The sequence below is a fragment of the Vibrio sp. genome (assembly GCF_047973365.1).
Lineage (GTDB): Bacteria > Pseudomonadota > Gammaproteobacteria > Enterobacterales > Vibrionaceae > Vibrio.
Genome location: NZ_JBKEBW010000042.1, coordinates 26,819 through 40,663, shown reverse-complemented (window position 1 = coordinate 40,663; position 13,845 = coordinate 26,819). Strand labels below are relative to the sequence as shown.

Sequence of the window (13,845 nt, the reverse complement as noted above, 5' to 3'; positions counted from 1 at the left end):
TTCGGTGCAATGCCTCGTTGCTCTTGCTTGAGTTGCCGTACCCAGCGATCCATTGCTGATTGACTTACATTCATTGCTTTAGCGGCTTCGATAACCGAATAGCCATGCTCTGTTACTAATTGTGCTGCTTCAAGTTTGAATTCCGCACTAAAAGTGCGTCTTGTACGATTTGTCATAAAATCACCTGTTTGTCTCTGAGGTGTATCTTAACACCTCTATTCAGGTGGCCAAATTCACTGTACCACTACATATGAAACGCGCAACCCTTTCGACGGTCTGGAATCTAACCAAAAAGATCTGTTCGACAATATTCGTCTAAAGTTAGGTTCAGAATACGATAAGGTTTCACCTGATATATTGAAGCTGTCAGATGAACTGATCCAAAAGAATAGTTTGGTCAATCAATATCTTTCGGACTCAAGGACTAGTTTGTATATATCTATCGCTTCTTTAGCATTTGGTGTCGCCATTCCTATGGTCGGGGGGGTATTAAAGCGTCGTAACTCAAAACGCAAATTGCGATTTGAAACCTAACAAACTGTTTAAGAGTGATTCGCAACGCGTGGCATTTTCACTATGCGTTGCGTTTAGTGTTTAAGGTAGTATACGGCGGCTTCGGTATTGCGTTGCTCACACCTTAACAGGGCTACATGGATTCCCCCGGTTGTCAAACATCCGCTAAACTTCAAGTGATGGGTTTTGGACTGCCGCTCTACATTCGGTCTTTATATCGATGATTCGCAACATCGTGACCCTGATGACTTTGCGCGACAGCGGTGCCTTATTCGTTAGATGACATCATATGTGTCCGCCGCATTAACAGGCTCTCCGCTAGTGGTCTTAACCTATCTCCATCCATTGCGTCTGCTATGACCCGGTGGGTGAACTCTTGTTACGCTGCTTGGGTTATGGTTTCTTAAGCAGCGTAATTCTCATATTCCGTTTGGTTGTGTAATAGCGACCAGATAATTCGAGCATTCTTTGCTGCAAGAGCGACAATAGCTCGGTTCATTCCTCGTCGTTCCAATACGCCTCGACACCACTGGCTGAGCCTGTCTTGTTTATCACCTAGATTAGCAATGACCGTTCTAGCACCATGGACGAGTAAGGCGCGTAGATACTTGTCTCCGTGTTTGGTAATTCTGCCTAATCTGGGTTTGCCGCCTGTTGAATACTGCTTTGGTACTAACCCTAGCCAAGCGGAGAAGTCTCGGCTTTTATCAAATTGAGAGCCGTTACCAATAGAGGCAAGAATAGCAGTTGCTGTTTGTGGACCAATGCCTCTGACTTTCATAATTCGTTGAACATTTTCACTCACCCTTGAAAAAGCCTCGAACACTTGTTCAGTATCTACAATACGTTGGTTGAGTTGTTCAAGATGGTAGTATGCGTCAGCAATAACGGTTCGCGCTAAGTGTGGAAGCTCGTTTTCGGCATCTTCCAGCATAAGAGGTACTTGTTTCATTAAAGAAGAGCGTCCAACAGGAATAATGAGACCAAACTCAGAAAGCAAGGCGCGAATACGGTTCATTAGAGCAGTACGTTCACGAACCCAATGCTCACGCATTCGATGAACAGAGAGTATGGCTTGTTGCTCTGGAGACTTTACAGGAACAAAACGGGTCGATGCATGTTGGACTGCTTGGCAAATAGCTACTGCATCATTGAGGTCGTTTTTGCCTTTAGTTCTATGTGGAACAACATACTTAACCGCCATAATGCGAGCATCATGTCCTAATTTATTAAGCGTTCTTGCCCAATAATGTGCACCGCCACACGCTTCGAGTCCTATACGCATGGGTGGCATATTTGCTATTGTGGTTAGTAGCTTAGAGCGAGTAACCGATTTATGAAGAGTCACTTTACCTTGTGAGTCAACGACATGAATACTAAAGTGGTTTTTAGCTAAATCGATACCGCCAAAATAAGAATAATCAGACATGGTGCCTCCAGTGCTAATAAGTACCACGTAAGTGTGGCAGATCCTCGGGAGGGGGAATCCATGTCATTCGTTAACTGGCAGAAGTAAAAATGAGTAAAAATAGCAAACAAAAAAGAATGCAAAAGCAAGCTAAAGCGAAAAAGGTAGCGAACCAAAAGGCTGAAGCTAGTCGTAGAAAGCTAAGCTTAATTCCTACTATCTATTTCGATGAGTCGGGGAACACGGGTTCAAATCTACTGGATAATGACCAACCAGTATTTACGTTGGCTAGTTGTGATTTTCCCCAGAAAGAAGCCGATAGACTTCTTCAGTTGATAGGCTCCCGCGCAGAGAGTGAACTTCATTTCAAAAGGCTTAAACGAAACAAAGCAGGTCAAGATGGCATTATCCGAATGTTGCGTGATCCAGCGGTTAACCCTACTAGTGTGAAGATGAATGTTTTCTTAAAACGATTTATGGTCACATCAAAAATTGTAGATTTATTGATTGAACATATGTTGCACCTTAGAGGAATCGACTTATATGTAAACGGTCAAAATATCGCCTTGTCAAATATGTTGTTCATTTGTTTACAGTCATTCTGCTCCGAAGATTTGGTTGATGAAATGTATAAGCTATTTGTCAACATGATCAAGGAACAAACGCCAGCTTCAATTGAAGCATTTTACTCAAGCGTTGAATTGGTTAAGGCGTCCTCTTCAAGCGAAGGCTTTAAGTCTGATATTGATCAGATTCTTGAAACTAAACAGGTAATTGATAGCGCACTGGCGAACTTAGACAAATCAGCACTTGATCCGTCAATTCCCGCTTTATTTGCACAATGTATTCAATGGGGTAAAGAGTATCCTAAAGGCTTCCATTTAGTTCACGATGACTCTCATAGCGTTGAAAAACAAAGAGAGATGTTTGCTATGTTCATGGATTGGACTCAGGAAAATGTAGAACTGGGGTATGATCGCCGTAAGTTTGACTTGCCGCTAAAAGGTAAGTCCCTCAAGTTTGCTGACTCAAAGAAACACAAACAAGTACAAGTCGCGGACATTATTGCAAGCTCATTTGCGTATTGGGCTGCGGGTGTGTCTAGAGGTGAAACGGAGGATTACTTCTTTCTAGAGTTAGATAAATTGAATCTAGATCGCTTTATTGGACACAATAAAATTTGGCCAACTGCTGATGTTGACCCTAAAGATTTAGGCACAGTTCACGATGGTGGTCTAAATGCAGCAAATCATATGCCGGAGTTTTTAGCTCAAGCAACACCTAATCCAAGGGTTGCAGAAGCAGCCAGTTAACAAAGCATTTAAGAGTGATTTCTAACGCATGGCGTTTTTCATTCCATCGTTGGGTTTTGTGATTAAGGTGGTGTACGGCGGCATCGGTATTGCTTTGCTCCTCTCTTAGTGGGGCTTAGAATAATTAGGAGTAATTGTGAAAGAAGAAAGTGCTATGCGCCTTTTTGTTAGCGCAAATAGCTACAGAAAGGCAGGTGCAATACTTTTCAAAGACGGTGATCTTAACTTGTTCCTGCCTGCGACAGTAAACCAAGCATTGTCTCTTGAGTTACTTTTAAAGTGTTTGTGTCACGTGTCTGGTAAGGACCAAATTCAAACACATAGCCTCAAAAAACTGTTTGTTCAATTGGATCAACAAACAAAGAAATCGTTGACCAAAGACTTTTCAGATTTTATTTCACAACCTGAAACCCAACAACAAATAAAGAACATGGAAGTAGCATCGAACATGTCTATGCCAAAGTCCTTGGTTGATGCTTTAAAAACTTGGGGTGATATTTTTGTTAATGCAAGATATGAACATGAAATTGATGGTAAGCAACTGACAATGATGTTCTATGATTTTCTATTTGAGCTTTTTGCAAAAGAAGTGAAAAAGCTCAGAGAGGATTGGTAGAAAATTATTCTAACAACCGCTTTAAGACGGATTTGCAACGCTCGGCGGTTTTGGTCTGATTTGGCCGAAGTTTCCAATCACGCTATTGTTGATCTCAGTTTGAAATGACTCGGATAGATATCAAATGGAACGTTGTGGAAAGTGTAAGCAATTTACGCGAACGAAAGAAAATAATAAGGATTTGTGTGGTGCTTGGGAACAGCCAACCACAGCAGATAGACAAGCTTGTCAGTTTTACATTCCAAAGAATCTGAGCTTTTTTCAAAACAAAGAAAATTCAAAGTTGTAGTAAGCCAAAAGCACGGGCATAAAAAGCATAAACGTTGCCTCTTGACCATCGGACACTTTTCCCTTAATATTTCCCATACTAGCCGTTCTTATATAGAGCGGCTTTTTTATGCCTAATTTTTGGCATTTCTCCTATCAATACCTCTTTCCGAACCTAACCTAAACGGTCTACAAAATGAATATTGAAGTGTCTCAAGTAGCATTAGCTACTCGAGTAAACGCCTCTTTGTTTGATGGTTGCATGCGCGCCTCTCAACAAAGGGGCGTTTCTCGTTATATGGCAGTATGGTTACTGCTGAAATCTATGGGTGAACGAATCCCTGTTAGTTATCTAGCCTATACACTGGCGACGGTGTACCACGAAACAGCTTACAAGATGCAACCTGTTAGTGAGATAGGCAAAGGTGAGGGATATGACTACGGCATCCCCGATGAAGAGACAGGACAAACGTATTACGGTCGTGGTGATGTTCAGGTGACGTGGAAACGAAACTATGAACGTTTGAGTTCTCAGCTTTTTAACGTGGGAACATTGCAAAGAGGCATCGATTTAGTCACTCAACCCGATCGCCTACTCATTCCAGTTTATTCTACACAGGCTGCGATCATCGGGATGAAAAGTGGATTGTTTACAGGAAAACAGTATTCGGATTACTTAGATCAGGAAGAGCCTGATTATGTCGGTGCGAGACAAATCATTAATGGCCGAGATAAAGCGGAAGTGATTGCCGGCTATGCCAAAGAATTTGAACGTGCAGTTAAACTCGCCTTTGGTGGCTTTATCAATCGGGCAACACTTTCCCAAGGCTCTCGTGGTGCTGATGTGCGAGAGCTGCAACTCAATTTAAACCAACAACCTGACGGTATCTTTGGTGTGAAAACTAGAGATGCCGTTATTGCTTTTCAGGAGAAAAACGAATTGGAACCTGACGGGGTAGTTGGTCGCAATACGTGGAAGCAAATCGAAAATGAATATTACTGGGGCTGAGTATGGATAAGTACCTAACAGCATGGCGCTTTACTTTAATCTGGTTGGTATTTTTCCTTTTCGGGCTAGCTAGTTTTATTGATTCAATTAGATGGTGGTGAAAATGAAAACGATGACCATCGCACTGCTTGTATTCGCTATGAGTGGCTGCACATCGGTGGCTTATGTAGAAAATGGGGCTAATGGTAGTGAATGCGAGAATACCGTTAGTATTAACGAAACAGGGCTTAAGGCTGTGAGTATTTGCAAAGGAGATAGCCAATCAAAAGAATGAAAAAATCAATTTATATCTTAGTGCTGGTGGCAATCACTTTTGTAGGCTGCACTAACTACCATATTGAGCAAAACAGTCGAAATGGCACCACTTCTTGTGATGATAAGGATTCCAAAGGTGTGGTGCTGAGCGTTTGCAATATTAAGAAGTAAGAGAAGCCCATCGGTTGATGGGTTCTCTTTTGGGTTTAAACCAAAGTGCAAATTTAAGTTTTTGCGCTTTGTTTTAACTCTATGAAAAGTGGGCGACTGCAAGATGTTGGAGCATCTAACAGCCACCGTCCCACACGTTCGGTCATGGGATAGATTTAAAGCCCACTGCGCCTCTGCAGAGATGCGGTGAAAATTCTAGGTAGTCACCAGGAATCAAACCATGACAAAAATCGTAAAAAACGGAAAATCTGAAAAAGCGCACGAGTATATTCTCAAGCCAATTAATGAGTTAGTTGCAAACGAGAATAATCCCAACATTCATAGTGCTAAAAACATCGAAGAGTTATCCAAGTCAATTACCGAATGGGGTTTTACCAATCCTATCTTGGTTGATGAAGAAAACGAGATTGTTGCGGGTCACGGGCGTTGGGAAGCGGCAAAGCTTCTTAATATCGAAATTGTGCCGTGTATTGTGCTTAAAGGATTAACCAAAACGCAGAAACGAGCTTATGTCATTGCCGATAACGCACTGCCATATGGTTCTGTATGGGATGACGAACTTCTCAAATCAGAAATTGAAGCGTTAGAGTTGGAAGATTTCGATTTAGAGTTGATAGGTATCGATTATCTCAGCTTGGATGATTTTGACCCTGACGCATTATCGGATGGTCACGTTAGTGATCCAGATGGTGATATTGAAAAATCAGGGACCAAATTACAGATAGGGGAATACTCGGTAAAAATCCCTCGTGAGATTTACTTACAATGGCACGATGACATTCGTGGAGAAGTGGGATTTGAGAAATCAGATGTGATTGATGAAATTACGAAGAGGCTAGGACTATGCTTAGACTCGTAAACATCGATGACATTGAACCATCAACGTATAACCCACGTAAAGCCGACCCACGCAGACTTGAGATTCTAGAATTATCGATTCGTAAGCTTGGTTTCGTGCTTCCACTGTTCTGCTCTGAAAATGGTGAAATTCTCTCGGGGCACCAAAGGCATTATGTATCAAAAACAATGGGGATCGATAAGGTCCCCGTTTTCTTTACAGGACCTATGGATTTAGCCGACAGGAAAGCGATAAACATTGCGTTTAACCGTGGTACTAACGATTTAAGACCGGAAGATACCCCCGATAACATTACTGATGCGTTATCGAGAGTGGACTTGGTTCAGCTTAGTCAGGGTATCGAAGACAAAAGCGGTAAAGCGTTATATCGCTGTATGCACACAACCAAAGAATCGGTTTCAGAGTTGGTGAAGATTAATCGTGGCCACTGGATTAACTATTCCAGAAACATGGCTCGATTACTTCACGGTAAAGGAATCGATATGCCTTTAGTGTGTACACCGGATAAGCGAGTGGTTAACGGAATAGGACGATTACAGTATTTTGCTGAGAAAGGCTTTGAGCACATCGATGTGGTTTACATCAGTGACGCAGAAGCCAAACTCAGTGATGCCATGTTGAATCTTCTCAGTATGGATTTTGATATTCATAGCCGATATGAAGAGCTGCTTCGCTACAACTCATTTCGTCGCGCTCGTCGCCAGCGTTCTGAACTTGGGCAAGGTTTCGTTTTTGCGGTTGCACCGAATGCACGTTCTAAAGAGTTCGATATCCTTGAACCGAAAAACAGCAAGAAGTGGAAACGACAACACGGTACCTCAGTGGTTGATTTCGGAGCCGGGCATTTAACCGAAACGAACTTACTGCGTTCGGTTGGTGTATCTGTCAGCCCATTTGAGCCATTTCGTTTGGGTGAGAATGACACTATCAATATTCAAGAAAGTATCGAGATAGCTAAAGCGTTTATTCACGATATCAAATCGAAAAAACGCTATACCTCGATATTCATCAGTTCGGTGCTTAATAGTGTGCCTTTTGAACAAGACCGACAATACATTGCTTGTTTATGTGCTGCACTGTGTAGTGAGAAAACAAGGTTATACGCTTGTGCGGTTTCTGTAGATTGTGCCAGTTATCGGTTTGTTGAAGGTGCTGATGGATTAAGTCAAAGAGAATCCAAATACGCTACATTCAAACTGGATTACGAAAGCGGTATTACGATTGGTGATTTCAAAGAAAAGCCCAAAGTACAGAAATACCATTCACCGAGCGAGTTCTACGCCTTATTCAAGCGCTATTTCGATGTCGTGAAAGTCGATAACAAGCTCAACAACGTTCGGGCGATATGCGCGAAATCAAACCGCACTCGTATTTTGCGTGATTTAAAAGCGGCGATTGAGTTTGAATTTAATCTGCCGTATCCGGATGGCTCTCGTATGGGGCTAGCAAAACAAGCACTAGATGCTTACAGCCATCGTTTGGGGGTATCACTATGAATATTCCAGATGAATGGACGTTTAAAGATGAGCAGATAGCGAAGAGCTTTGATAACCACGTAAGAGAACAACTTCCTTGGTACAACATAGCAACGAGCATGACAGTACACTTCATTCGTAACTACTTACCACAAGGCGGTGTATTCGTAGATTTAGGTTGTGCAATTGGCAATGTGACTAACAGTGCTAGGGAAGTACTTCAATCAAGAAAAGCCCGGGTCATCAATATCGATAATTCTGCTGAAATGAAAAAGCAGTTTATCGGTGTGGGTGAGTTAACCGTTGAGGATATCGAGAATTTCAAAATTCCTCGTTTTGACGTCTGTGTTCTGTTCCTGAGCTTAATGTTTGTTAAACCCAGCTATAGAGAAACACTCATTATTGAATTGATGAAAAACGTCAATAAAGGCGGCTGCGTTCTCATCATGGACAAAGTGGAATCATCAATAGGTTATGCCGGTACCGTGATTAATCGGATGAGCCTACATAACAAATTAGCCGCTGGTTGTGATGCTGCAGAAATTCTCAAAAAGGAATTATCGCTTTCAGGAGTACAAAGGCCAATAAAACCAGAATTGCTGAAATCGTTTCAAAAGTGGTTTCAGATAGGTGAATTTTGCGGTTATTTGTTTGAAGGTTAGTAACACAAACGGTTAATGGGATAACAAAACAAGTAATTCTGGAAATAATCGAAAATAGAAAAATCGCTTTTCAGTCTCTTTTACCAAAGGGATTGTGGCGATTTTTTTTGTTTTCATTTCGGACAATTTGGATTCGATAGAATGGTTGAAAATACGATTTTAAAAATCGGGAGGTAGTAATGTCTCGCAGAACCAAAAGAACGCGAGCGCGAGACAAGAAGTTTTTTGAAGCTTTAGAAAACGGTGGGCTAACAATGACAGTTGCTAAAGCAGCAAAGTTAGCAGGGTATTCTCGTTCTAGCGTTTATGACTACAAAGATTCAGATCCAGCATTTGCCAAGCGTTTTAATGAAATTATGGAGGAACGCTATGACGAGCTAGAAGCCACTGCCTACGATATGGCTGTGAATGGGGATACTGACTATAAAGTCGTTGTGGATAACAATGGTCAAAAAAAGACAGTTCCAGTTAAAAAGCGTCATGCAGGAATTGTCATGTTTTTAATGTCTGCCAATCGTCCAGCGAGATATCGAGCAAACTATAAGGCTCCAGTTATTGATGAAAATATGTCAGAGGATGAAGTCGAAAGCAGACTGGAAGAAAAGTTATTAGCACTTCTTGAGGTAGGTCTGCATGACTCTGACGATAAAGAATAAAAATTTATATGATTGGGTATGCAATATCACCGAAAAAGACATTCAATTAATTTTGTCTAAATTGACTTCAGATGAAGAACGGAAGGAATTGGATTTTTTATTTACGCAATACGCAAAAAATTCATTTAAAAAGGTGGCGAATAAATTCAGCATACCACCGCTTTACCGAAAATTGTTTGGTGATGCAGCTGCTAAGTACATCGTTTTAAAAGGTGGCCGTGGTTCAGGTAAAACCTTTGCGATTATCTGCTACATGTTAGAGCAATCATTTGACGAGAAATACCGCGATTCACTCTTTTTGATCCTGCGTGAAATCCAGAACTCAATTGAGGATTCGGTATATTCGGTCGTTGTCGATTTGGTTAAACAGGCGGGACTCGAAGCGTATTTCAAAATCACCAACAACAAGGTGATAAACAAACTGACTAATGTTGAATTTGCTTTTACCGGATTACGAGCAACGGGTGGTAAAACGGCTTTTAGTCAGGTCAATAAAATCAAAGGTAAGCACAAAGTACGTATGGTGTTTATGGATGAGGCTCAAGATGCCTCTGAAGATTCGCTTAACGTGCTCTTTCCTACGGTTAACCGTTCTGGTCAGGTTTCCTTTACCGCTGAATATGAACGGCTGCTAAAACTAGCTTTCGGTGATGAAGAGGTTGATGTCACCGAGGCGCGATTCTTCTTTGCAATGAATCCCAACTTCGCAGAAGACCCGGTTATCACCAAAGTGCGAACTTTTGGCGAAAACGCTCGAATTGAGCATATCAACATCTTCGACTTACCCGTTCGTTATCAAGACCTGCAATTACTAGCTCAGGCAAAAGCGGAAATGGGTGAGGTGTATTACGACCACGTATGGCTAGGTAAACCATCACCCAAAATATCGGGTTACCCGTTTATGGATACTCCGGTAATTACTGCAGAAAGTAGTGATGAACCACCACCTTGTATTGCGTTCCTAGACCCGTCTTTCAAAGGCGGGGATTTTACTGCTTTAACGTTTATCGCCCAATTGCGTGGCTATGTGTTCGCATGGGGTTTCTGTTTCCATCAATCATGGAATGCAGCAATTGATCAACTTGCAGAACGGATAAACCAATTTCCGGTTGTTGAATTTTATTACGAGGACAACGGGGTAGGCACAGCACCTCAAGACTATTTCGCTGTTCGTGGTATCGATGCAACGCCAAGAACAACGTTAGGAGATAAGCATGACCGGATCTTTAGGGTAGGTGCATTTCTAGCAATGATGCGGCTCAGATTTGTTGAAAATTGGTCGAATCAAACATGGCTAACTCACTGCGTCAAATTCAACAAAGATGCTGAATACGATGATGGTCCCGACTCACTGACTAATGCAGCAGTCAGAGGCGGCATTGTTTCAGACAAAATAAAAATAAGAGGTAGACATTAATGGCCTTATTCCCAGAGGAAGAAGAGAAAGGCGCTGGTGGCTCTGAATCGCCTCCTGATAAAAAACAAGATTTCGAAGCGTATTACAAATTTCTTCGGGCTAAAGACCCGCGACTATTGCCCGTAATTACCGAGTTTGACCCGTTCTCAATGGCGAGGGCTCGATATATCGAAATCGCTATTCGTGAGCTCTACTCACGCATTATGTATGTGACATTAGAAATAGTGGCTATACCAGATGCCGTTGGAAATTCAGATTTTTCGAAAACGATTTTTGATACTCACTCGCCAAAGCTTCGACGTGGGCTTATGTATCACATTGTTGAGGCTATGGCGGATGAAACTAAGGTTGTTTTGCGGAAACGCCCGGTACCAGGACGAAACCATGCATTCTTTTTTGAAGAACGCACCTATACCGTTTTTGATAAAAAAGAGAACAAGCTTGATTTGGTTGAACTGGATTTTGAAGAGTTTCATCGTACTGAGTTATTAGAAGCCTATTTCGGAATGGTGTTTGATGCCATTGTCGGGGCTGCTAAGTTGATTCGTGTCGGTGGGGCTCTGTTATTCAAAATCGACAAATTGAATGAGCTGATTTCTGATCGAGAAGTGTTGCTTGCTGTTGAGACTCAGATCAATCAAATAAACACTGCATTAAAAGAAAGTCGTGGTGCGTATATCGATTCTCAATCTGATGTTGAGATGCCAAAAGTGGATATGAAGCCAACTAAAGAACAATTGGAATACGCTTACTCGCTTATTTGTAACGCAACGGGTCGTCCAATGTCGTTCATTAACGGTCAGTTGGTCGGTTCACTGAATTCAATCGGTGATGGTGACCGGAAACAAAATCGCCTTGCTTCAATCCGTGATTTTAATGAAGTGTTACGGGGCGTGTTTGAATCGGTATTCGGCTCTGATTTCCAAATCAAACCAGATATTGAGCAACTTCCAGAAATATCTAATTTCTTAAATTCGATCGAAATGAGTTCTCTATTTACTCAGGACGAAAAGCGAAAAATGGTTGAAACCGTTTTACCAATGGCTGAGTTGGGGATTAGCAAAAAACAGTAAGGAGGGCATATGTATCTGTTCCCTTACGTAATGGCTGAGAACCTGCTTGATTGGTTTGGGATTGACTTTGACCGCATTTATAACGAAAGAGGAGGAATGCAGCGTGAGCAATTAAAGCTCATCAACAAATATTCAGTTCTCATGGGCGCTAAATCTAATGCCTACATGACTATCAAACGGCTCGAAAATTCGAAAAACAGATCGAATATCGACTTCGCAGCCAATATCAAAAATACCATGACCGGCACACTCAGCAGCGAGATAACCAAAAGCCTTGCTGATTCTGAACATGCCGACGAAATGATCATTGAGTGGCAACCATCCTCAGCAGAGGAAGAGCGCGCCACACACGCTTTACACTACGGACAACGTATGACTATCAAACAGGCTGAAAAACTCGGGCTTGGGGTTGAGTACAACTGTCAGTGCGGAATGAAATTTATATCCGGGCAACAACACGCCCAACCCATTATCAACAAAATAAACCGAGGTAAATCATGAATCCCCAACAACTACTTGCGCTGCTATTGGGTGGTAACACACAAATGTTCGGTATGAACCAGCAAAACAACCAAAATCCACTTTTGCAGCTTTTGACTGGTAACCAACAACAAGACCCAACGCAACAACTCATTGCAATGTTAAGCGGCGTTACTGGTCAGCAGCAAAACGCTATCAATCCTCAAATACTGCAATTGCTCGCAGCCGTTGGTGGTCAACAACAGCAACAAAACGGGATTAACCCTCAGATGCTGCAATTACTTGCTGGTATGGCAGGTGGTCAGCAACAACAGCAAACAAGCGGTTTAGATATGGCTAAATTGCAAGAGCTTTTGCAAAAAGGCAGTGGTCAGAAAAAAGAGAAAACCATTGAAGATCAAATTGCTGAAATGCTAACGGGCAAAAAGCCAGAAGGTGATGGCGATGATGATGTTCTTGCTCGAATGCTTAACAACTTCAATAAGCAAAATGAAGCTAAGGACACGGAAGCGGATCTGACCGAAGCGATCGCGTTTGGTTATGAGTTCGACAAATTCATCGAAGAAAACGAAGAAATGCTTCCTGACTGGTTCAACATCAAAGAAGTAAAAGAAGATGTTGATAAGTGGGCTAAGACTCCGACTGAGCGTTCTCAGGGACTTGCGGCAGCGACAGTACGAGCGTTCTTTAAAGATGAGAAGATGCTTGATTTGCTAGAAGAACGTGACCGTACAGCGGTTAAAGACAAAATCCTAAAAGAAGGCATTAAGTCACACGAAATTGATCGCAAGTTAGCGTGGCCTTTAGTCGAGCGTGCACTTTTCAACAAAAACAAACTTGGTGAATCAGGTTCTGAAGTAACCGGCTCTAAAGAAAGCAAAGCCATGGAAGATTACGGCTCCATTTTCGAGCAGGGTAAGTTGCCAAATAATGCGGCAGCAGGCTCTCAAGCAGCGTAAACAACGCAATTCATTTTTAACAAAACAGAAATTTAGAAATATAAGGAGAGCATAATGGCTCGTAAAATTCCACTAGGTGCAACTCGTTATGCGGGCAATAGCGATGTTGTATCGGCTTGTGTGTTTGAAGGTGAACTTGTTGCTGGTGTGGCGGTATCTTCTGTAGCAGTTAGTGGTAGCCAACCAACGGTTACCACATATAACGGAACCGCGTTTGCAGGTTTCGCCGTTCATGACTTGTGTTCTGTCCGTAAAGTAACAGGAGTTATTGAACAAGGTAAAAGCATTTGTTTACGTGTGAAAGAGGGTGAAGCCTTATCGGTTGGTAACGCTTTTGCTGTCGATAACGTAACGGGTGAAGTTGTTGCTGCCGGTGCTGATGGTTCAACAACCATTATGGGTAAGGTTGATGAAATTGATGTCGTTGGTTTGGATGAAAACAGCGAGGAGGTAGAAAATTGCGTTTTGGTTACTGCTTATGGTGGTACCGCTCCGGCAGGTACTGGTGGCTCTACTGGAATTGAGGAAGCGCCAGTTGATGGCACTCCGTACAATCGACAAGATGCCAGTTGGGTTGCGGCCTCAGCTGCTGCCGCTGCCCCAACTCCTGAAAGTGCATCATCAAAAACAGCTAAAAAATAACTGATACCAAACTCCATGTTCTGCAGAACGTGGTCAACAACAAAATGATACTAAAAGGGCTATACCCAAA

15 protein-coding genes are annotated in these 13,845 nt (G+C 42.2%); 13 read left to right on the top strand and 2 right to left on the bottom strand.

Going from position 1 to position 13,845, the window contains the following annotated elements:
* Positions 1–176: transposase (locus tag ACK5MF_RS06455; RefSeq protein WP_416920255.1), on the bottom strand; the 176-nt coding region annotated here is incomplete at its 3' end.
* A 740-nt stretch (positions 177–916) separates the two neighbouring features.
* The gene (locus ACK5MF_RS06450; RefSeq protein WP_416920492.1) at positions 917–1,942 is read right to left on the bottom strand and encodes an IS110 family transposase; all 1,026 of its coding nucleotides are present in this window, start codon (positions 1,940–1,942) and stop codon (positions 917–919) included.
* Between the two features lie 89 nt (positions 1,943–2,031).
* On the opposite strand from ACK5MF_RS06450, the gene ACK5MF_RS06445 reads away from it, so the two are divergent.
* The 13 genes from ACK5MF_RS06445 to ACK5MF_RS06385 all read left to right on the top strand — a co-directional run bounded on the left by ACK5MF_RS06445 (position 2,032) and on the right by ACK5MF_RS06385 (position 13,775).
* Positions 2,032–3,234, top strand: coding sequence for a DUF3800 domain-containing protein (locus ACK5MF_RS06445; RefSeq protein ID WP_416920490.1), 1,203 nt, complete (start codon positions 2,032–2,034; stop codon positions 3,232–3,234).
* 136 nt (positions 3,235–3,370) lie between these two features.
* On the top strand, positions 3,371–3,850 hold the full coding sequence (locus ACK5MF_RS06440; protein ID WP_416920488.1) for a hypothetical protein: 480 nt from the start codon (positions 3,371–3,373) through the stop codon (positions 3,848–3,850).
* A gap of 463 nt (positions 3,851–4,313) precedes the next feature.
* Entirely contained in the window at positions 4,314–5,126 is an 813-nt protein-coding gene (locus ACK5MF_RS06435; protein ID WP_416920487.1) for a peptidoglycan-binding protein, read from the top strand.
* A gap of 103 nt (positions 5,127–5,229) precedes the next feature.
* The gene (locus tag ACK5MF_RS06430) at positions 5,230–5,400 is read left to right on the top strand and encodes a hypothetical protein (protein WP_416920485.1); all 171 of its coding nucleotides are present in this window, start codon (positions 5,230–5,232) and stop codon (positions 5,398–5,400) included.
* 372 nt (positions 5,401–5,772) lie between these two features.
* Positions 5,773–6,411, top strand: coding sequence for a ParB/Srx family N-terminal domain-containing protein (locus ACK5MF_RS06425; protein ID WP_416920483.1), 639 nt, complete (start codon positions 5,773–5,775; stop codon positions 6,409–6,411).
* A complete protein-coding gene (locus ACK5MF_RS06420; protein WP_416920482.1) occupies positions 6,396–7,907 on the top strand; it encodes a ParB N-terminal domain-containing protein in 1,512 nt (503 codons plus the stop codon). The genes ACK5MF_RS06425 and ACK5MF_RS06420 overlap by 16 nt, the downstream gene beginning before the upstream one ends.
* Positions 7,904–8,548: a methyltransferase domain-containing protein gene (locus tag ACK5MF_RS06415; protein ID WP_416920480.1), complete on the top strand. Its 645-nt coding sequence runs from the start codon at positions 7,904–7,906 to the stop codon at positions 8,546–8,548. Before ACK5MF_RS06420 ends, ACK5MF_RS06415 begins: the two co-directional genes overlap by 4 nt.
* 179 nt (positions 8,549–8,727) lie before the next feature.
* Positions 8,728–9,204, top strand: a complete 477-nt coding sequence (locus ACK5MF_RS06410) for a hypothetical protein (protein ID WP_416920478.1) — start codon at positions 8,728–8,730, stop codon at positions 9,202–9,204.
* Positions 9,182–10,621 (top strand): phage terminase large subunit, encoded by a 1,440-nt coding sequence (locus ACK5MF_RS06405; RefSeq protein WP_416920476.1) that lies wholly within the window; start codon positions 9,182–9,184, stop codon positions 10,619–10,621. The genes ACK5MF_RS06410 and ACK5MF_RS06405 overlap by 23 nt, the downstream gene beginning before the upstream one ends.
* Complete coding sequence (locus ACK5MF_RS06400) at positions 10,621–11,694, top strand: hypothetical protein (protein WP_416920474.1); 1,074 nt, start codon at positions 10,621–10,623, stop codon at positions 11,692–11,694. The genes ACK5MF_RS06405 and ACK5MF_RS06400 overlap by 1 nt, the downstream gene beginning before the upstream one ends.
* A 9-nt stretch (positions 11,695–11,703) precedes the next feature.
* A complete protein-coding gene (locus tag ACK5MF_RS06395) occupies positions 11,704–12,195 on the top strand; it encodes a hypothetical protein (protein WP_416920472.1) in 492 nt (163 codons plus the stop codon).
* Positions 12,192–13,133: a hypothetical protein gene (locus ACK5MF_RS06390; protein WP_416920470.1), complete on the top strand. Its 942-nt coding sequence runs from the start codon at positions 12,192–12,194 to the stop codon at positions 13,131–13,133. Before ACK5MF_RS06395 ends, ACK5MF_RS06390 begins: the two co-directional genes overlap by 4 nt.
* A gap of 54 nt (positions 13,134–13,187) precedes the next feature.
* Positions 13,188–13,775: a hypothetical protein gene (locus ACK5MF_RS06385; protein ID WP_416920468.1), complete on the top strand. Its 588-nt coding sequence runs from the start codon at positions 13,188–13,190 to the stop codon at positions 13,773–13,775.
* Positions 13,776–13,845: the final 70 nt, after the last annotated feature.